This window comes from Micromonospora sp. NPDC050795, from assembly GCF_044456785.1.
Classification (GTDB): Bacteria; Actinomycetota; Actinomycetes; order Mycobacteriales; family Micromonosporaceae; genus Micromonospora.
Genome location: NZ_JBITGE010000029.1, coordinates 80,127 through 99,692 on the forward strand (window position 1 = coordinate 80,127; position 19,566 = coordinate 99,692).

The following is a 19,566-nucleotide window of genomic DNA, read 5'->3' on the forward strand; positions in this document are numbered from 1 at the left end:
CGGCGGGTCTTCTCATACATCGAGGAATGACTATTGCGCTCGGTTGCCGCGGCGTGGTGGGATGACGCGTACCGGGCGGTGCGAGGGCTGCGGCGCCGCCGGTTGCCGGGTTGGTTAGACGCGAGGGCACCGGTCCAGGACAGGACCGTCGACGGCGCACGTCCACTGGCTGTTTTCCGCCAAGGCACGTCGCCGTGCTCGTCGCACCGCTCACGACAGCGGGGCGATCACGCCACATCCCACCCGATTGCGGCGGGGCGGCTCAGCCAGCGCCCCTCGCGAGTCAGGAGAACCTGTGAACCGTTCCCGTATGGCCGCCTTGCTCACCGCGGCCATGACCCTCGCGCTCGGCGCTGTCGCCCTGGCATCCACTCCACAGCCGGCCGCCGCGCACGGCGCGGCGATGACGCCCGGCAGCCGCACCTACCTGTGCTGGCAGGACGGCCTCAGTACGACCGGTGAGATCAGGCCGACCAACCCCGCGTGCTCCGCCGCCGTGGCCCAGAGCGGGACGAACTCCCTCTACAACTGGTTCAGCGTGCTGCGCTCGGACGCTGGCGGCCGGACCACCGGCTTCATCCCGGACGGGCAACTGTGCAGCGGCGGGGCCACCGGTTTCCGCGGCTACGACCTGCCCCGCACCGACTGGCCGCTGACCCACCTGACCGCCGGGGCACGGTTGGACTTCAAGTACAGCAACTGGGCGCACCACCCGGGCACGTTCTACTTCTACGTGACGAAGAACAGTTGGAGCCCGACCCGGGCCCTGGCCTGGAGTGACCTGGAGGAGCCGTTCCTGACGGTGACCAACCCGCCGCAGCGCGGCTCGGTCGGCAGCAACGACGGGCACTACTACTTCAGCGGCAACCTGCCCTCGGGCAAGAGCGGCCAGCACATCATCTACTCCCGCTGGGTCCGCGCGGACTCACAGGAGAACTTCTTCGGCTGCTCCGACGTGGTCTTCGACGGTGGCAACGGCCAGGTGACCGGCATCCGGGGTGGCACGACGTCGCCGACCCCCACGCCGACCACGCCGACGCCGGGTCCGACCGACCCGCCGCCGACCACCACCCCGCCGCCGCCGGCCGGTGGCGCCTGCACGGCCAGCTACAAGGTGTCGGGTTCCTGGCAGGGTGGCTTCCAGGGCGATGTCACGATCACGAACAACGGCAGTTCGGCGTTGTCCGGCTGGACCGCAAGCTGGACCTGGCCCAACGGGCAGGCGATCAGCCAGATCTGGGGCGCGACACAGACGTCGTCCGGCTCGTCCGTGACGGCGACGAACGTGGCCTACAACGGCACCATCGCGCCGTCGGGGACCGCGACGTTCGGTTTCCTGGCCAGCTCCACAGGCACCAACGGCGTCCCCACGGTGAGTTGCGCCGCCCGCTGAGGCCCAACCCCGGCTAGATGATCAAGAGGTTTGCGTCACCTGGAGCAACTCGGGTGACGCAAACCTCTTGATCGATGTGGGAGACGTCGGGCCGGGTCAGCGGACCATGGAACCGACCACCGGCTTCGTGAGCAGGGCGGACTGGTTGCGCTGGATACCCGGGTCGAGGGTCTTGGCCACGAAGATCGCGTGCCAGATGCAGAAGATCAGCACCGTCCACACCTTGCGGGAGTGGTCGGCCTCCTCCCGCTTGTGCTCGTCGAGCAGCCGCAGCGCGTACGACAGGTCCAGCAGGTCACCCGCGCCCGAGGTGCTCAGCACGTGCCGGGCCCACTCGTACATCTCGCCGCGCAGCCAGACCCGGGTGGGGGTCGGGAAGCCCAACTTCTTGCGGTTGACGATGGCTGGCGGTACGACACCCTGCAACGCCTGACGCATCGCGTACTTGGTGGCGTCGGAGCGCGGCGGCAGCTTCAGGTCCACCGGGATCTTCGCCGCGACGTCGAACACCTCACGGTCGAGGAACGGCACCCGCACCTCCAGCGAGTGCGACATCGAGATCCGGTCGGCCTTGACCAGGATGTCGCCGCGCAGCCAGGTGTAGAGGTCGACGTACTGCATCTTGGTGACGTCGTCCAGCTCGGTGCACTCGGCGTAGATCGGGGCGGTGACGTCCGTGTAGCGCACCGAGGCGTCGTAGCGGCGCATCAGGTGCTGCTTCTCCTCCTCGGTGAACATCCGGGCGTTGCCGTAGTAACGCTCCTCGATCGGGGTGGTGCCGCGCTCCAGGAAGCTCTTGCCCTTGACCCCCTGCGGAATCGCCTTGGAGACCGCGCGCAGCCCCTTCTGCACACCGCCGGGCAGACCGTTGACGCTGCCCAGCGACAGCGGCTCCCGATAGATCGTGTAACCGCCGAAGAACTCGTCCGCGCCCTCACCGGAGAGCACCACGGTGACGTGCTCGGCGGCCTTCTTCGCCACGAAGTAGAGCGGTACCAGCGCCGGGTCGGCCACCGGGTCGTCAAGGTGCCAGACGATCTTCGGCAGCGCGTCGATCATGTCCTGCGGACCGATCTTGGTGGGGATCGTGGTGACGTCGAGGTGCCGGGCCGAATCCTGGGCGACGTCGATCTCCGAGTAACCCGGCACGTCGTAGCCGACGGTGAAGGTCAGGATGTTCGGGTTGAACTCCCGCGCCAGCGCCACCACCGCTGTGGAGTCGATGCCACTGGACAGGAACGAGCCGACCGGCACGTCGGAGCGCATGTGCATGCGCACGCTCTCCCGCAGCGTCTCGCGGATCTCGTGGTAGAGCCTCTGCTCGTCGTCGACCGGCGCCGGCCGGAACACCGGCCGGTACCACCGGCGTACGTCGATCCGGCCGCCCGGGGTCCAGTTCAGGTACTCCCCGGAGCCGATCCGGCTGATGCCCTTGTGCAGGGTGCCGGGCTCGGGGACGTACTGCAGGGTCAGATAGTGGCTCAGGTTCGCCGTGTCGACGCCCGCGTCGCCCTGGTAGTTGCTGTGCGCGAACGGCAGCAGCGCCTTCTTCTCCGAAGCCAGGTAGAGGCCGTCGGCGGTCTCCAGGTAGTGCATCGGCTTGATGCCGAAGTAGTCGCGGGCACCGAACGCCCGCCGTTCCTGCCGGTCCCAGATGACGAAGGCGAACATGCCCCGCAGCCGGGTGAGTACCTGCTCACCCCAGAAGTGGTAGCCCGCGACGATCACCTCGCCGTCACCGGCGGTGGCGAACTGGGCACCGAAGTTTCTGATCAACTCCTCGCGCAGCTCGATGTAGTTGTAGATCTCGCCGTTGAAGGTCAGCAGGTAACGGCCGTTCGCGTAGGGCAGTGGCTCGTGGCTCGACGCGACGTCGATGATGGCCAGCCGCTTGTGGGCGAACACGCCGTCCGCGTACCGGCCGGAGGCGTCGCCGACCACCTCGACCCCTGTCTCGTCGGGGCCGCGGTGGTGCAGGCATTCCAACGCTCCGGCGATGTGGTCGCGATGCGCTGCGGCGTTGCCGTTCGCGCTGAAGAAGGCCAGAAGTCCGCACATGGTGGCCATCTTTCCACGCGCGCTGTCGGCCCTTGCAGCCGTCCGTCGATCCACCCGACTCCGAGGGGGCGTCACCGCCAACCGGACGCGCGGTACCGTCGGGACCAGCAACGAAGCGGAGGGAGCGGCGCAATGACCGAGGGACAGACCGACGGTACGCCGACGGACGGTACGGAATCGCACGATCCGGACTTCCCGGAGGCGTTCCTGTCCTTCATGCGGCAGGGCTGGAGCGACACCGCGCTTCCCGTGACGCCCCGCCCGGAGACGCCCAACTACGCCAAGCGGCGGGCGGCCCTCTCGGCGGCGTTCCCCGGCGAGACGCTGGTGATCCCCACCGGCACCGAGAAGGTCCGGGCCAACGACACCGACTATCCGTTCCGGCCGGGCAGCGACTTCGCCTACCTGACCGGCGACCACGACGCCGACAGCGTCCTGGTGCTGCGCCCGAACGGCTCGGGGCACGACGCGACGCTGTACATGCGGCCCCGGTCCTCCCGGGAGACCGACGAGTTCTTCCGCAGCCGCAACGGCGAGCTGTGGGTGGGCCGGCGGCACACCCTCAGCGAGAAGTCGACCGAGGTGGGCCTGCCGACCGCCGACCTGACCGGCCTGGAGGCGACGCTCGCCGACCTGGCTCCGGGGCGTACCCGGGTGTTGCGCGGTTTCGACGCCCAGGTGGACGCGGCCGTCCGCCCCTACGACGGGCCCCGCACCGACGGCCAGCCCGCCCGGGACCGCGAGCTGGCCATCGCCATATCGGAGATGAAGCTGGTCAAGGACGAGTGGGAGATCGGCCAACTCCAGGACGCGATCGACGCCACCGTACGCGGCTTCGAGGACGTCGCCCGGATCCTGCCGGCCGACCGGGCGGTCTCCGAGCGGCTCCTGGAAGGTGTCTTCGCGCTGCGGGCCCGCCACGACGGCAACGACGTCGGGTACAGCTCGATCGTCGGCGCCGGCGAACACGCCACGATCCTGCACTGGGTCCACAACCACGGCGCCACCCGGCCGGGTGACCTGCTGCTGATGGACATGGGCGTCGAGGGTCGCAACCTCTACACCGCCGACGTCACCCGGGTGCTTCCGGTGAACGGTCGGTTCACCGCCCTGCAACGCCAGGTCTACGACATCGTGTACGCCTCGCAGCAGGCCGGCATCGAGGCCATCCGCCCCGGCGTGAAGTTCAAGGACGTCCACCTGACCTGCATGCGGGTCCTGGCCGAGGGCCTGTCCGACCTGGGCCTGCTGCCGGTGAGCGTGGACGAGGCGATGGACGAGAAGTCGACCGTCTACCGGCGGTGGACGCTGCACGGCTTCGGCCACATGCTCGGCATCGACGTGCACGACTGCTCCAACGCCCGCAAGGAGACGTACCGCGACGGCGCGCTCGGCGAGGGCTACGTGCTCACCGTCGAGCCCGGTCTGTACTTCCAGCCGGAGGACGAGCTGGTCCCCGCCGAGTTGCGGGGTGTGGGCATCCGGATCGAGGACGACGTGCTGGTCACCGCGACCGGCGCGGTCAACCTGTCGGCCGGGCTGCCCCGCACCTCCGACGAGGTGGAGACCTGGCTGGCCGAGCAGCGCGAAGCCGGCCCCCGCCTGCCCAGCTGACCCGCCTACCCGCCTGACCCGCTAGACCAGGCTGACCCGCCAGTGCCCTCGCCTAGGGGCGCTGGCGGGTCACGCTCCGCCCCTGGCCCGCCCGCCCCTCGCTGAGGGCCGGCGGCCAGGGGCTTTTGCCGTGATCAACTCGGTTTCCGTGAAGTCGCGCTGTCCCGCTCGCTCGGATGCCGCGTTTTCAGCGAAACCGAGGCTGTGCGTCGTCCGCCGGTGTTTGTGCTGCTCGGGTCCTTTCCGCCGGCCCGGACCGGTTGGCCGCCCTCACCTGACGTGCGCTGAATGCGTGGTTATCTCGGATACGTCCGCATCGCGAAGATGGTTCTCATACGGTGAGGATCAGAGGCTACAACCCATTTGTAGCTGGTCGTGGCGCCTCGGGCGGTGCGATCCCGTCTGGTAGCAGGAAAGGGCGGAAGGCTCTGATGTCCAACGACGTAACGAGTACCGACGGCGGGGCCTCGACAGCTCCGCCAACACGGCGAAGGCGGGCGCTCTGGGTCGCCGGCGTAGCCGGGCTGACCGGCGTGGTCGGCCTGGCGGCCCTCGGCGGCGTCGCCGCTCGGGACGACAAGCCCAAGTCCGACCAGGTGTCGGACGCTCAGCCATCGACCAACCGGCAGAACGTCAGCGACGACGGCGGCGCGAACAAGGGCGGCGCCAAGGACGACGGCGGTCAGGACGACGAGTGGGGCGGCGACGAGTGGAGCGGCTTCGACGACCGGTCCGGCAAGGATGACAAGGACCGCGAGGACGGCAAGCACGACGAGAAGGACCGCACCAGGCAGGTCCCGTGCGACTCCGACAAGCTGATCCAGGCGATCACGTTCGCCAACAACGATGACGGCGGCGTGCTGGAGCTGGCCAGGGGCTGCACCTACACCCTGACTCGCAACCAGGACGGCAACGGCCTCCCGGTGATCACCGAGCGCATCACCCTCAAGGGCGAGCACACCACCATCGGCCGCGAAGCCACTGCCGACTACTTCCGCATTCTCAACGTCGGGGCTGGCGGGCACCTCACTCTCAAGGGCCTGAGCATCAGGGGTGGCCAGACCCTTCAGTCAGCGATAGCCGCCGACCCGGCGACGGTCTGGGCGCCGTACTCGGCCCAGGTCCGCTCGACCAAGGCCACACCACCGGCAGCGGCGACGCCCGCCGCGAAGTCGGCGACTGCCGCGCCCACCGCCAAGCCAGCGGCAGCAGCGGCAGCGAAGCCGGCAGCAACCGCTGCCAAGCCGGCCGCGAAGGCAGCGCCTGCCAAGGCCACCGCAAAGGCAGCGCCTGCGAAGGCCACCGCGAAGGCAGCCGCCAAGCCGGCCGCGGCAGCAACCAAGGCCGCCCCGGCCAAGCCGGTAGCCGCGGCGGCGAAGCCGGCGGGTGCCGGTACGGCGGTCGTGCCGCTGGTTGAGCAGCCTGGGTTCACCGACGGCGCCGGGGTGCTGGTGCAGCCCGGTGGTCGCGCGGAGATCCTGGACAGCGAGTTGCTCTACAACCAGTCCGGCGGCAACGGCGGCGGGTTGGCCAACTTCGGCAGCACCAGGCTCAGCAAGACGACGGTTGCGCACAACACGGCGTTCTTCTTCGGTGGCGGTGTCTTCAACGCCGGCGTACTCCAGGTCGACGAGTCGAAGATCAAGGACAACACCGGGATCGTCGGCGGCGGCGGCATCTCCAACGGCGCTGCCGACATCTTCACCGAGGATGTCGACGGCGGCTCGGTCTGGGTCTACAAGAGCGAGGTCTCCGACAACGAGACGCTCGGCTTCGGCGGCGGCGTCCTGGATGTCGAGGGCACCACGACATTGCACGAGACGACGGTCAGTGACAACACAGCGGTCCTCGCCGGTGGTGGCGTCGCGGTGGCCGACAGCCAGCTCACCCTCAAGGACGCCTCGGTGGTCAAGAACAGCACCGCTGGCGTGGGTGGCGGCCTGGCCGTGGCCTTCGACAGCGTCGCAACGATCGAGAACAGCAGGATCAAGGACAACACGGCCGGTTTCTTCGGCGCCGGCCTCTACAACGAGGACAGCGTCACCACGCTGCGCGACAGCGAGGTGACCGGCAACCGGGCCGTCGGCCCGGTCGGCAGCGGCGGCGGCATCTACAACACCGACGGCGGCGAGGTCAGCCTCCACCGGACGAAGGTGACGCACAACTTCGCCACCCTGCCGCCCGGCGGGATCTCCAACGGCCTCTTCAGCCAGGTACGGCTGGACGACGAGTCCGTGGTGTCCGCCAACCGCCCCACCAACTGCCTGAACGTTCCTGACTGCTTCTGACCGGAACGGGTGGCTGATCCACATAGAGGGCGCGCCCCTCCGAGCCGTGACGGCTCGGAGGGGCGTACCCATTTGGGCAGGTCAGGAGCCTGCCGGCCGGCTTGGGCCGCGATGCGCCGGTGCGGCCTCGCTGGGGGCAACATGAACCGAATGTGGGCTTCTCTCGGATAAGCCCGCGAGGCGAGGAACCTTCTCATACGGTGGTTTTGGGAGCTACAACCGATTTGTAGCAGGGGACGCCCGTCTGACGGCGGCGACCCTGTCTGGTACGAGGAGAGGGCAGAGAGCTCCGATGTCCAACTACCTAACGAACAACGAAGCCTCCGGGCGGGCGACGGCCAAGAGCCGCCGCAAGCTCTGGCTCGCCAGTGGCGTGGCCGGTTTGACGGGCGTGATCAGTCTCGCGGCGGTGGGCGTCGCGGGCAGCGCCGGAGCGGTCGGCTTGAACTGGAACACCGCGCAGGTCAGCAAGGACGGCGACCAGCGGGGTGACGAGTCGCGCGACTGGAACAAGGACGAGGACCGGAACAAGGACAAGGACAAGGACAAGGACCGGGACAAGGACCACGAGCGCGGGAAGGAGGTGCCCTGCGACACCGACAAGCTGATTCAGGCGATCGTGTTCGCCAACAACAAGCACGGCGGTGTGCTGGAGCTGGCCAAGGGCTGCACCTACAACCTGAGCCGCAACGACTACCAGGGCAACGGCCTGCCGGTCATCACCGAGCGCATCACCCTGAAGGGTGAGCACACGACGATCGCCCGGGAAGCCACCGCGGACTACTTCCGCATCCTCAACGTCGGCGCGGGCGGTCACCTCACCATCAAGGGCCTGACCATCAAGGGTGGACAGACCCTCGAGCGGTACAACAGCGTCGAGCCGGCGGCCGTCTGGGCGTCGTACTCGGACTCCGAGGCGATCGCGGCTCAGGTGAAGGCGGGCGTTCCGCTGAACCAGGCGCTCACCGCCCGGCAGGCCAACCCGAAGGCGGGCCTCACGGCCGCTCCGAAGGTCACGGCCAAGGCCGCGCCGGCTGCCAAGGCGGGTGTCGTCACGCCGCTCGTGGAGTACCCGGAGGACACCGATGGCGCCGGCATCCTGGTCCAGCCGGGCGGCACCGCCGAGATCCTGGAGTCCGAGGTCGTCCTGAACCAGTCGGGCGGCAACGGTGGTGGTGTGGCCAACTTCGGCACCACGAAGATCTGGCACAGCACCGTGACCCGTAACACCGCCTTCTTCTTCGGTGGCGGTGTCTTCAACGCCGGCCTGCTCAAGGTCGAGGAGTCGAAGATCAAGGACAACACCGCCATCATCGGTGGTGGCGGTATCTCCAACGGCGCCGCTCGGATCTTCGCCGACGACGTCGACGGCGGAACGGTCGAGCTCAAGAAGGCCGAGATCACCGACAACGAGACCCTCGGCTTCGGCGGTGGCTACCTCGACATCGAGGGCAACACCACGGCGTACGGGACCAAGTTCGTCTCGAACACCGCAGTCCTCGCCGGCGGCGGCCTGGCCGCGGCGGACAGCCAGCTCAACCTGCACGAGGTCTCGGTGGAGCGGAACAGCACCGCCGGTGTCGGTGGCGGTGTGGCCATCGCCTTCGACAGCGCGGTCACCTTCGAGAAGAGCAGCATCAAGGACAACACCGCCGGCTTCTTCGGCGGCGGGCTCTTCAACGCCGGCAGCGTCACGACGCTGCGCGACAGCGAGGTCGTCGGCAACCGGGCCATCGGCCCGATCGGGGTCGGCGGCGGCATCTTCAACATCTTCGGCGAGGTCAACCTGTCGAAGACGAAGGTCGCCCACAACTTCTCCACCTTCGAGCCGGGCGGTGTCTTCAGCTTCTTCGGAGACGTGAACGTGGACGACAAGTCCGCCATCACCGCGAACCGTCCGACCAACTGCCTGGCCATTCCGGGCGGCACCATCGAGAACTGCTTCGCCTGATCACCTCAGGGTGAGCACGGCGTAGCGCCAGCACGACGGCCGGCCCCCTTCCGCGAGACGCGGAAGGGGGCCGGTTCACGTCACTTCTGGACGAAGACCGCCACGCTGCGCGCCGGTACGGTGAACGTGCCGGCCGCCCGGTCGAACGAGGCGGTACGCAGCACCGGGTCGGCCGAGTCGACAAGCACCGGGTGCAGTGCCACGTCTGCTCCGCGCAGTCCGGTCACCGTCTGGTCGGCCGCCGACGGGGTGCTGTTGAAGACGACGGTCAGCGACTTCCACGGCCCGCCCAGCCCCTTGGCGTCCAGGGTCATGGTCAGCACACCCGGCGTCTCCTGCGCGCCGGACAGCGGGAACGCCACCCGTCGCTGTACCTGCTCGGCGGTGGCCAGCCCGAACACCGGCGACGACGCCCGGACGCGCAGCAACTCGGCGTACCGGGCGTCGGTGGTGTTGATCGCCGCGCAGTCCGGCACCAGCGCCGGGTCGGCCAGCAGCGGCTTCGCGTACGGCCACTTGGCCTCGTTGTCGGGCGCGGGCGGCAGACCGGCGCCGAACCCGTTGCCCTGCTCACAACCCCAGCGGATCTGGTTGAACCAGTCACCGGAGTTGTACGAGTTGCGGTCCAGCGACTTCGACCGCAACCGTTCGGTGCCGGCGGTGACGAACCCGGTGCCCTGTCCCAGCACCACAGTGCCCAACGCCAGCACCTGCATCCGGGAACGGTCGGTCGCCGAGGTGGCCTGCGGCAGTTTGTACGCCAACGCGTCGTACAGGATCTCGTTGTCGTGCGCGTCGGCGTAGGTGACGGCCTCGCCGGGCGCTGCCGTGTAGCCGGCCGGGGAGCCGTTGTAGTCGACCTGCGCCCCGGTGACCTCGTGCCCGGCGCTGTCGGTGAACTGGTAGTCGCGCAGGTTGCCGGTCAGCCCCACCTTGATCAGGTCGTGGGCGCGCAGCAGCCGGGCCTTCTGCTCGGCCGGTGACCCGTTGACCGGGTCGCCGTTCGGGTCGGTGTAGAGCCCGGAGGCGAAACCCTGCACCCTCGGGTTCTCGTCGAACGGTCCGCCGCCGCGCACCGCGTCGCGCAGCCGGTCGTTGAAGGTGCCGATGCCGGTGCCGGCCATGTTGGCCTGGGTGGCCTGGACGAAACGGGCGTCGTTGGCGACCTCGCCGAAGTTCCAGCCCTCGCCGTAGAGCATGATCGCCTTGCCGTCCACGCCGTCGCGGGCGACGGTCAACCGGTCCAGGGCCGCCCGGACGGCCAGGATGTTCGCCTTCGGGTGGTGGCCCATCAGGTCGAAGCGGAAGCCGTCCACCTTGTACTGTCGCGCCCAGGTGACCAGCGAGTCGACCACCAGCTTGCCCATCATGGCGTGCTCGGGAGCGGTGTTGGCGCAGCAGGTGGAGTTGGCCACCGCGCCGTCCTCGAGCAGCCGGTGGTAGTAGCCGGGCACGATCTGGTCGAGCACGGACTTCGCGTCCGTGCCGGCGGCCGACGTGTGGTTGTAGACCACGTCCATGATCACCCGCAGCCCGGCGTCGTTCACCCCGGCGACCATCCGCCGGAACTCGGTGGTCCGCGCCGCGCCGACCGGGTCGACGGCGTAGCCACCCTCGGGCACTGTGTAGTGCAGCGGGTCGTACCCCCAGTTGTAGCCGTCGGTCTCGGCGACCGCCGCCACGCACTTCTGCTGCTCGGCAGAGTCTGGCGGCAGCGCCGCCAGGTCGCAGGCCGGCTGCCGCTGGTCGGCCCGCTTCTCGGGGATCGTCGCGAAGTCGAACGCCGGCAGCAGGTGCAGGTAGTTGACCCCGGCGTCGCCGAGCGCCCGCAGGTGGGTCATGCCGGCGGTTCCCGGCTCGGTGAACGCGAGGAAGGTCCCCCGCCGCCCGGCCGGCACGGTGTCGTCGGCGATGGAGAAGTCCCGCACTGACAACTCGGTGATCTGCGCCTTCGCGGCCGGCACCGGAGCCGGTTTGCGCAGCGTGCGCCACCCGGGGGGTGCCAGCGCCGGGTCGTTCAGGTCGACGAGCTGGCTGTGCGTGGAGTCGGCGGCGAGGGCCACCGAGTACGGGTCGGTCACCGACGCGGTGACCATCCGCTGCGCCGCCGGCTGCCACGCCCGCACCTCGTACCGGTAGAACTTTCCGGCCCAGGTGCGGTCGCCGCGCACCGACCAGACGCCGGTACGGTCGTCGCGGCGCATCGGCACCGTCTTCGGTGCGGCGGTGGGCGAGTCGAACAGGTGCAGGCGCACGCTGTGGGCGGTCGGCGCCCAGAGCGCGAGGCTCGGCGTCCGCCCCGCGAAGGTCGGCCCGAGCGTGGCGTCGGTCGCGCGGGAGTACACGTCGTCGAGCACGCCGGGGATCTGCACGCCGGTCGCGGCGAGCAACGCGCCCTCGGCGTCGCGCTCGGTGACCAGCAGCTGCCCCCGCAGCGCCGCCGGGACCTTGGCCAGGTCCGCCCGGTCCAGGGCGAAGCTACGGTACGACCACAGGTGCGGGAACCTGTCGCGTTGGGCCTCGGTGAGCCCGTTGCGCTGCGCCCGCAGCGGCATCGCGGTGTACGTGCCGGTCAACTCGCCGTCGACCACGCTGACCCCGCCCGTAGGTGCGGTGACCAGCGCGTACGTCTTCCCGTCGGTCGGCGGTGTCCGCCACGCCACAGTGGACCTGTCGATCCAGTGCGCCTCCTGCTTGCCGATGTCGGTGTCTCCGCTGGCGGTGGTGGCCGTCGACGGCAGCAGGCGCCCGGGCGTGGCGGCGAGCAGCCACACCTCCCGGCCGGCGCTGGCGAAGTCGAGCCGCTGGTCGTCGGGCAGGTCCTTGGTGTCGCCGTTGTGGATGATGTAGTTCAGGCCGGCGGCACCGGTCGCCAGTGGCACCCGGAACACCGCCCCGAACGCGTCGACGGTGCTCGGGCGCAGCGGGGCGGACCACTCGGTCGGGTTGGCCGCGCCGTCCCACAGGTGCAGGCCCCAGCCGTCGTAGTTGCCGTCGGCCCGCCGATAGTGGAGCACGGCGGTGCCCTCCTCGACCGGCGGCTCCGGTTCTCCGGCGGCCGCCTGCCTGCTCGGGTAGATCGCCGGGTCGCCCTGCTTGAGCCAGATCTCGCCGGTCTGGGTGACGTCGATGCTGCGGTCCTGGGCGACGTCCTTCGTACCAGCCTTGTCGACAACCAGGAAGTTCACCGACGTCGCGCCCGGCTTGAGTTTCACCCAGGCGAACCGGCCGTAGGAGTCCTCCCCGGCGAACGGCTGCCCCTTCGGCCACTCGGTGACGTACGCCGGGTCGATGTCCCCCCAGGCGTACAGCCCCCAGTCGTCGTACCCTCCGGCCGGGCGCTGGTAGTGCACCACCGCCCACTCCCGGGAGCTGCCCTGCGGCGGGGTTCCCACGACGGCGGTGGACCGGGCGGTGGCGGTACGACCCCGACCGTCGCGGACCACCGCCTTGTACTCGACCCGGGTGCCGCCGGCCAGTCCGGTCAGGTCGTGCTGCACCGTGTACGGGGCGTGGTCGGCGCTGCCCAGCAGTGTCCACCGACCGCCGGCCACCCGCGCCGCGACGGTGACGGTGGCCAGCGGGTCGCCGGTCACCCGGGCGGTGACCGCTGCCCTGGTGGCGACCGCCGCGTCCGGAACCGGGCTGGTGATGGTGATGGTCGGCTTGTCGGCCGCCGGTGCGACGGGTCTGCCGGCCCGGTACACCGCCGCCGACAACGGCGGCACGGTGAGGGTCAGTTCGCCGTCCCCGCCAGCGGTGGCGCGGTCGGTGCCGCCGTAGATGCCGGTGAAGGTGGCGCCGGCCGACCAGGTGTCCACCGTGACAGTCTGCGCGGTGTCGGCGTTGTTGACGGCCACCACGTACTCGGTGCGGTCGGACGGGGCGATGCGGGAGGCGGCGAAGACGCCCGGCCCGTCGGCTGCGTACCGGGTGACCTGCACGCCGTCGCGCAACGCCGGGTGGGCCTGGCGCAGCCGGCCCAGGTCGGCGATGGTCCGGTACAGCGGGTGGGTCGGGTCGAACTGGTCGCTGGCGTGCGTCCGGTCGGTGCCGAGCAGGTCGTCGTCGAGGTAGTCGGCAACCTTCGACGCGAACATGTCCTGCCGGGCGTCCTTGTCCCCGCCGGGGCCGGTGAAGCCCTGTTCGTCGCCGGAGTAGACCACCGGCTGGCCCCGGGTCAGGAACATCAACTGGTGCGCGAGCTGGTCACGACGCAGGTGGCTGGCCGGGTCGCTGCCACCGCCGGCGATGAACGATCCGATCCGGCCCATGTCGTGGTTGCCGAGGAAGGTGGTCAACCGACCCGCGTCGGTGTCCCGGGCCGCGTACAGGTCGTCGCGGGCGTACACGTCGGCGAGCGCCTTCGCGGAGCCGGCACCGGCGGTGAAGCCCCGCGCGGCCTCCTGGAAGGCGAAGTCGAGGGTGGCCGGCAGGCCACCCTGGCGGACGTAGCTGGAGCTGATCTCCGGGTCGGCGCTGTACACCTCGCCGAACATGAAGAAGTCCTTCTTGCCGGCCTTCTCCGCAGCCCGCTCAATGCCCTGGCTGAACTGCGGCCAGAAGTCCATGTTGACGTGCTTCACGGTGTCCAACCGGAAGCCGTCGACGCCGGTCGCGCCGATCCAGTCCCCGTACGCCTTGGTCAAGCCCCGCACCACCTCGGGACGCTCGGTCCACAGGTCGTCGAGGCCGAAGAAGTCGCCGTACTCGCTGTTCTCGCCCGCGAAGGTGGAGTCACCCCGGTTGTGGTACATGGTCGCGTCGTTCAGCCAGGCCGGGACCTTGACGCTCGCGTCCTTCGGGTCGGCGAACGTCGGCGTGTACGGGAAGGACTCCTTGTCGACCGGCGGGAACGCCCGGGAGCCGTCGGCGTAGTTGCGGTCCTCGAACGCCCGGCCCTGCGCGTCGGTGTACGGCGAGGTCGCCTTGTCCACGTACGCGTACCTGTCCTCGGCGTACTTGATCACGTCGGCGGTGTGGTTGACGATCACGTCAAGGTAGATCTTGAGGCCACGCTGGTGGGCGAGCTTGACCAGCCGCTTCATCTCTTCCATCGTGCCGAAGTGCGGGTCCACCTGGGTGAAGTCGGTGATCCAGTAACCGTGGTAGCCGGCCGAGATGTCGTTGCCGGCACCCTGCACCGGCCGGTTCTTGAAGATCGGGGCGAGCCAGATGGCCGTGGTGCCCATCCCCTGGATGTAGTCCAACTTGTCGATGACGCCCTTGAGGTCGCCGCCGTGGTAGAAGCCCTTGTCGGTCGGGTCGAGGCCGGTCCGCAGCCGGTCGCCGGTGAGGCCGCCCCGGTCGTTGCGCGGGTCTCCGTTGGCGAACCGGTCCGGCAGGACGAAGTAGAACTGCTCGGCTCGGGCAGAGTTGCCGCCGGCCTTCAGCAGCGCCTCGGCGCTGGGTTCGGCACGCCACTGGGTCGCGCCGCCGATCGCGGTCGGGGCGTCGTCGGACGGCCGTGAGCTTGCGGCGGCGGGGTGCACGGCGACCGGAGCGCCGACGAGCGTGACGGTGAGCAGGGAGGCAAGGGCCAGCAGAGCGGTGCGCGGTATCGGCGGGGGTTTCATCGACGCCTTCCTCTGGTCGCTGATTGGCCGCACGCTAACCCTTGCCGAAACATTCTGCAATACCTTGCAAACATGGTCGCAACACAGCACGTCCTTGCGGAAGCGCCGGTCAGAGCCCGTTGCAGCGCGTCCCGTCGACAGTGCACTCCCGTGGCGTGGCGGGGGCCCGCTCCATGTGGAACCGCAACGACACCGAACCACCCGGCGACACGTCGACCCCGCTGACGTACGTGAAGCCGTCGTCGAACTGGCGGATCGTCCCCTGTGGGACGCCCTCCACCCAGGAGGTCACCAGCCGTCCACCGGCGAACTCCAACCGCACCGTCCAACCACGGCTGCGGGTGGACGTGTTGACCATCGCCACCTCACCGATGAAGCCCCCGTCGAAGCTCTGCACCACCCGGTACCGCCCGATCATCGCCGGCTGCCCCGGCGCGGCCCGGCTCGGCGACGGCGTCGCCGCCGGCTTCCCGGCCGGACCGGCCGTCGGATCGGCCGATGGTGACGCAGACCCGGCCGCGGCGCTCGGCGGCAGCCCGTTCGCACGGCCGGATATCCCCGGCAGCACCGGCGCTGGAGACGGCACCGAGGTGGGCACGCTCGGCGCCACCACCGCCGACGGCACCGGCAGCGCCGGCGGTTGCGTGCCGTCCGGCGCGGGGCTACGTCCCCGGTACGCGCCCAGGGCCACGATGAGCAGAACCACCATCACGACGACACCGGCGCCGACCACGATCCAGGGTGACGTGGCGATTGCCACCGGACCGTGTGGTGGGCGCGGAACACGGCGCATGCCGGACATGTACCTCCTTCAGCGGACCGTCCGCGCAGCGTAGCGATCGGCGGCCCGGCCCGGAAAGCCTTGCCGGTGCAGCGGTGCAGCAGTGGCGGTGGCTCAGCCGATCCGGCAGTCGACCCCGTTGACGGTGCACTTGACCGGTCGCTGCGCCGAGTCACCCCAGCCGACGCGCAGCCGTAGCGTCCGGGAGTCGCCCGCGTCCAGCGAACGGGTGCCGCGCAGGACGAACTCCCCGTGCCCGCGCCCCCGCACCGAGACGCCCGAGTCATCACCCACTCGCAGAGTCCAGGTGTCGTCGTCGAACAGCAGTTCCACCTGCCAGTCCGCCGACCGACCCGACTCGTTGGCGATCGACAGGACCGCCGAATCCCCGTCCCAGCCGTTCGAACCGACCTCGTACCGGGCGCTGACCGCGTCCTGCGCCGACGGCGCAATCAGGACGCTCGTCCGCACCGGGGTCGGCGAGCCGGTGACGGTGGCCCGCGGTGACGGTGTCCGGCTACTGCGTGACGGTCGCGGCGACACCGAGCGCCGCTCCACGGCGGCCGGAGTCGGCCCACCGGTGGCCGACGCGGCGGCCGGCACGGTCGGCAGGAACGCCGGAGGCGCGGCCTGCTTCGGCGCGTCCCGCTCCCTGGTGCGAAACGACAGCAGCGCGATCACCAGGAGCACCACCAGCGCGCACACGCCGAGCAGCACCACGATCCACGGCACCGACGCCAACACCCGCGCCGCCCGCGAATCTGCCGCACCGTCCGGCCGCACCGCCATCAGGTCTCCCCTCGTCCCCCACCGACGCGACAACGTAGCCAGCGCCGCACGGACCCGAAACCGGGTGGGTACGGATCGGGCCAACCGGCCCCCGTCGGTCAGCCCGTCCGGACGACAGTGCAGATCAGTGGTCCGTCATCAGAGATCCGCAGCAGGTAGCGGTACCGCTCCCCCGGCACCGCCTGCCCTCGACAGTCCAGGAACTCCCACTCCACTGCCACCATCGTCAACAGCGCGGACACCGCCTGAACGTCCTCGATCCGGGCGTGGGCCGCGACCAACTCCCGGTCCTGGTAGTCGGGTGCGGCGCCCACGAAGGACAGCGCCACCGCAGCCGCGGACGTGAACGAGAAACTGTAGGTGTCAGCCACCACCAGCCCCGGCAGGGCGTAGCAGCCGGCGATGGCCGGCAGATCGCCCGAGGTCAACGCCACGCCGTACCGGTCGAAGAAGTCGGCCAACGTGTCAAGGTCCGTGGAGGCGTTCACGGCCACAGCAATTGCCGGTCACCGCACAGCTCAAACCTCAGCGCGGCGGCACCTGAACCTCGATCTCGGAACCCAACCGGGCGTCGGCGGCCAGACCCAGGTCGTCCCCGCTCCAGAACCGCCCCGGGTCGTACCAGTTCGGACGTCGACCCGCCGGCAGCAACCCCATTGCCTCATAGGTCACCGCCACCACCTCGGCGCAGTACGCCGTCTCCAGCGCCCGGTCCCGCTCCCCCGCCGACCGGGCCGAGCTGGCCGGGCCGGAAGGGTTGGCGCGGTCGGTCGGGTTGGGGAGCTCGGTCCGGTCGGGGTGCTCGGTCCGGTCGGGGTGCTCGGTCCGGTTGGGGTGCTCGGTCCGGTTGGGGTGCTCGGTCCGGTCGGGGTGAGGTGTCGGCTGGCCGAGGCGTGCCAACGCCGACAGCCCACCGAGGTGCGGCAACGCGGGAAGCCGGCCGGGACGCGGCAGCGCCGGCACCCGACCCCGCACCCAACGCCACGCCAACTGGGCGGTCGACGGGAACGGCGTGCCGTCCAACCGCGCGATCGTCCGCAGCACCGCCCGCTCCATCTCCGCGTCGACCGGCGGATCGAGCTGCCGCAACCAGGCCCGTTGGCCGTACCGGTTGGCCCAGACGCAGACCGCGTCCCGCAGGTCGTGCAGCTGGACGCCACGTTGGTGGCCGCCCGACCACAGGTCCGGCAACGACCTGCCCAACTCCGCGTGCCACATCAGCGGCGGCATGTCGTCCAGCACCACCGCCATCCCGACGTGATTCACCGGGCTGTTGGTGGTGAACTGGATCGCCCGGTCCGGCACGCTGCGGCCCCGGAACACCCACACGTCACCGGTGCGGGTCAACTCGACGGCCTCATCCAGGCTGATGCTCATGAGGGTCTAGCCTAGGGCCGATGCGGCAACGAATGCGGTGGTGGAAGGTTCTCGGGCTGGCCGGGCTCGCCGGTGTCGCGGCCTCCGGCGTGGTCATCGCGCGGGCCGAACGACGTCGGCGCGCGTACACCCCGGAGGAGATCCGGCAGCGGCTGCTGGAGCGGCACGCCCAGGCCAGCGATGCCGCGAAACCCGGTGACCCGACCTGACCCACCGTCCTTTGTAGATCATCGTTGGGGCAGCCGGGCAGGTTGGTGATCGTTACGATGAGGCCATGACGACGCCCGTCGCACAACGGCCCTTCGTCCTGTCCATCCCGGCCGCGCCGGTCGAACGACACGGCAACGTCGACCTGCACCTGCCCACCCACACCGGTCGCGCGCCGGCCGTCGTGGTGGTGCACGGCGCTCCGCTGCCACCCGACGCGCCCGACCCTCGCGACTGGTTGCTCTATCGCGGCTACGGCGCGCTGCTCGCCGCGAGCGGCGTGGTCACCGCGCTGGTCAGCTACCAGGTGTCCGACCTGTCCGCGCTGCCCGCCGCAGCCGACGACATCGCCGCCATGGTCGAGCAGGTCCGCGCCGATCCGCGGGTCGACCCCGAGCGGGTGGTGCTGTGGTTCTTCTCCGGCGGCGGCCTCTTCGCGGCCGACTGGCTGCGCGTCCCACCGGCCTGGCTACGCGGGATCGCACTGACGTACCCGCTGCTCGTTCCGTTCCCCGGCTGGGAGGTCGACGCCCGGTTCCTGCCGGTCGAGGCACTCAGCTCCGGCACCGACGTGCCACTGGTGCTGACCCGCGCCGGTCAGGACATCCCGCCGGTCCTGGCCGGCATCGACGCGTTCCTCCCCGCGGCGACCGCCAAGGGCTGGCCGATGCAGGTGATCGAGGTGCCGGACGGGCAGCACTCCTTCGACATCCTCAACCACGGCCCGCAGTCCGAGGCAGCCGTCCTGGCCGCCCGCGACGCCGTCCTGGAACTGCTCGACGCAACCTGACCGCTCCCGCCCCGCCCGGCGCCGATGCACGGCGGCATGATCGACTCGGGTTTCATGATGTCGGGGGGTCTCCGGCATCAGGACACCGCGTTTTCAATGAACCCGAGTGGATCATGCTGCGGTGGCCGCGATGTCGGGTTCGGCGGGGTGACAGGTCGGGCGGTTTGTCGGGTTCGGGGTGAATGTCGGGTGGTCGGGGCCACCCCGGCGGCGGAATCGGCGGCCGGCCGGGGTCGTTATACCTGGCAGACCACCGCGCCCGTCGAGTCGCAGGGCGCAGGCCCCCGGGAACACCCGGCAGGCCGCCTCGGTTACACCCCCCGAACGGCCGAGTACCACAACGGCCGACCCCCTGCGGGTAGGCGGAATGACCTGCCACCGCGAACGGTTACACCCTGTCCCGACGCCGGCCCCCGTTGTGGGTCGCCGGGCAGATGAACTTTCCCGCGCCACCATCCACCACCCCCCTGGTGTGGTGTGGGTTTCCCCCTGAGGCAGAGGAGCACGCCATCATGCGTACCGATCTGATCCGTAAGACCGCCCTGACCGCCGCCGGGCTCGCGTTCACCGGCGGTGCCATCGCCGGACCGGTGACCACCGCGTTCGCCGCACCCACCACCAGCAAGCCGGCCACGCAGACGCAGACCGACCGTAAGGGTCACGGCGAGCGGGAGCTCGGTGTGCGCTACGAGGCGCAGCCGAACTTCTACTACTGCGGGCCCGCCGCGACGCGTAACGCGCT

Annotated in this window: 12 protein-coding genes and 1 pseudogene; 7 read left to right on the top strand and 6 right to left on the bottom strand. The window is 70.1% G+C overall.

Annotation, left to right across the window (positions count from 1 at the left end):
* Positions 1-310: 310 nt before the first annotated feature.
* On the top strand, positions 311-1,393 hold the full coding sequence (locus ACIBEF_RS23915; protein WP_396795390.1) for a lytic polysaccharide monooxygenase: 1,083 nt from the start codon (positions 311-313) through the stop codon (positions 1,391-1,393).
* Positions 1,394-1,489: 96 nt separating this feature from the next.
* Here the strand turns inward: ACIBEF_RS23915 and asnB are convergent, their stop codons facing one another.
* The gene (gene asnB / locus ACIBEF_RS23920) at positions 1,490-3,451 is read right to left on the bottom strand and encodes an asparagine synthase (glutamine-hydrolyzing) (protein WP_396795372.1); all 1,962 of its coding nucleotides are present in this window, start codon (positions 3,449-3,451) and stop codon (positions 1,490-1,492) included.
* 132 nt (positions 3,452-3,583) lie between these two features.
* Here asnB and ACIBEF_RS23925 point away from each other — a divergent pair, with 132 nt between their 5' ends.
* From ACIBEF_RS23925 to ACIBEF_RS23935, 3 genes are all read left to right on the top strand, one after another.
* Entirely contained in the window at positions 3,584-5,065 is a 1,482-nt protein-coding gene (locus ACIBEF_RS23925) for an aminopeptidase P family protein (RefSeq protein WP_396795373.1), read from the top strand.
* 431 nt (positions 5,066-5,496) lie between these two features.
* Positions 5,497-7,353, top strand: a complete 1,857-nt coding sequence (locus ACIBEF_RS23930; protein WP_396795374.1) for a hypothetical protein — start codon at positions 5,497-5,499, stop codon at positions 7,351-7,353.
* A 292-nt stretch (positions 7,354-7,645) separates the two neighbouring features.
* The gene (locus tag ACIBEF_RS23935; protein WP_396795375.1) at positions 7,646-9,304 is read left to right on the top strand and encodes a hypothetical protein; all 1,659 of its coding nucleotides are present in this window, start codon (positions 7,646-7,648) and stop codon (positions 9,302-9,304) included.
* Positions 9,305-9,384: 80 nt separating this feature from the next.
* Here the strand turns inward: ACIBEF_RS23935 and pulA are convergent, their stop codons facing one another.
* The 5 genes from pulA to ACIBEF_RS23960 all read right to left on the bottom strand — a co-directional run bounded on the left by pulA (position 9,385) and on the right by ACIBEF_RS23960 (position 17,827).
* Positions 9,385-14,880, bottom strand: coding sequence for a pullulanase-type alpha-1,6-glucosidase (pulA, locus tag ACIBEF_RS23940; RefSeq protein WP_396795376.1), 5,496 nt, complete (start codon positions 14,878-14,880; stop codon positions 9,385-9,387).
* 109 nt (positions 14,881-14,989) lie between these two features.
* Positions 14,990-15,682: a cellulose binding domain-containing protein gene (locus ACIBEF_RS23945; RefSeq protein WP_396795377.1), complete on the bottom strand. Its 693-nt coding sequence runs from the start codon at positions 15,680-15,682 to the stop codon at positions 14,990-14,992.
* Positions 15,683-15,775: 93 nt separating this feature from the next.
* Positions 15,776-16,450, bottom strand: coding sequence for a hypothetical protein (locus ACIBEF_RS23950; RefSeq protein WP_396795378.1), 675 nt, complete (start codon positions 16,448-16,450; stop codon positions 15,776-15,778).
* A 98-nt stretch (positions 16,451-16,548) separates the two neighbouring features.
* The gene (locus tag ACIBEF_RS23955; protein WP_357234833.1) at positions 16,549-16,938 is read right to left on the bottom strand and encodes a hypothetical protein; all 390 of its coding nucleotides are present in this window, start codon (positions 16,936-16,938) and stop codon (positions 16,549-16,551) included.
* A 37-nt stretch (positions 16,939-16,975) separates the two neighbouring features.
* Positions 16,976-17,827: a hypothetical protein gene (locus ACIBEF_RS23960; RefSeq protein ID WP_396795379.1), complete on the bottom strand. Its 852-nt coding sequence runs from the start codon at positions 17,825-17,827 to the stop codon at positions 16,976-16,978.
* A 20-nt stretch (positions 17,828-17,847) separates the two neighbouring features.
* On the opposite strand from ACIBEF_RS23960, the gene ACIBEF_RS23965 reads away from it, so the two are divergent.
* The 3 genes and pseudogenes from ACIBEF_RS23965 to ACIBEF_RS23975 all read left to right on the top strand — a co-directional run.
* Positions 17,848-18,036 carry a hypothetical protein gene (locus ACIBEF_RS23965; protein WP_238671532.1) on the top strand — a complete coding sequence of 63 codons (189 nt, stop codon included), beginning with the start codon at positions 17,848-17,850 and terminating at the stop codon, positions 18,034-18,036.
* A gap of 65 nt (positions 18,037-18,101) precedes the next feature.
* Positions 18,102-18,824, top strand: a complete 723-nt coding sequence (locus tag ACIBEF_RS23970; protein WP_396795381.1) for an alpha/beta hydrolase — start codon at positions 18,102-18,104, stop codon at positions 18,822-18,824.
* A 512-nt stretch (positions 18,825-19,336) separates the two neighbouring features.
* A pseudogene (locus tag ACIBEF_RS23975) lies at positions 19,337-19,566 on the top strand (phytochelatin synthase); the annotation flags it as partial.

Bases quoted from the DNA above. Each gene is read 5' to 3' on its own strand.
- ACIBEF_RS23925 (WP_396795373.1), top strand. From the start codon at position 3,584: ATGACCGAGGGACAGACCGACGGTACGCCGACGGACGGTACGGAATCG.
- asnB (WP_396795372.1), bottom strand. From the start codon at position 3,451: ATGTGCGGACTTCTGGCCTTCTTCAGCGCGAACGGCAACGCCGCAGCG.
- ACIBEF_RS23915 (WP_396795390.1), top strand. From the start codon at position 311: ATGGCCGCCTTGCTCACCGCGGCCATGACCCTCGCGCTCGGCGCTGTC.
- ACIBEF_RS23965 (WP_238671532.1), top strand. From the start codon at position 17,848: ATGCGGCAACGAATGCGGTGGTGGAAGGTTCTCGGGCTGGCCGGGCTC.
- ACIBEF_RS23970 (WP_396795381.1), top strand. From the start codon at position 18,102: ATGACGACGCCCGTCGCACAACGGCCCTTCGTCCTGTCCATCCCGGCC.
- ACIBEF_RS23960 (WP_396795379.1), bottom strand. From the start codon at position 17,827: ATGAGCATCAGCCTGGATGAGGCCGTCGAGTTGACCCGCACCGGTGAC.
- ACIBEF_RS23930 (WP_396795374.1), top strand. From the start codon at position 5,497: ATGTCCAACGACGTAACGAGTACCGACGGCGGGGCCTCGACAGCTCCG.
- pulA (WP_396795376.1), bottom strand. From the start codon at position 14,880: ATGAAACCCCCGCCGATACCGCGCACCGCTCTGCTGGCCCTTGCCTCC.
- ACIBEF_RS23950 (WP_396795378.1), bottom strand. From the start codon at position 16,450: ATGGCGGTGCGGCCGGACGGTGCGGCAGATTCGCGGGCGGCGCGGGTG.
- ACIBEF_RS23935 (WP_396795375.1), top strand. From the start codon at position 7,646: ATGTCCAACTACCTAACGAACAACGAAGCCTCCGGGCGGGCGACGGCC.
- ACIBEF_RS23945 (WP_396795377.1), bottom strand. From the start codon at position 15,682: ATGTCCGGCATGCGCCGTGTTCCGCGCCCACCACACGGTCCGGTGGCA.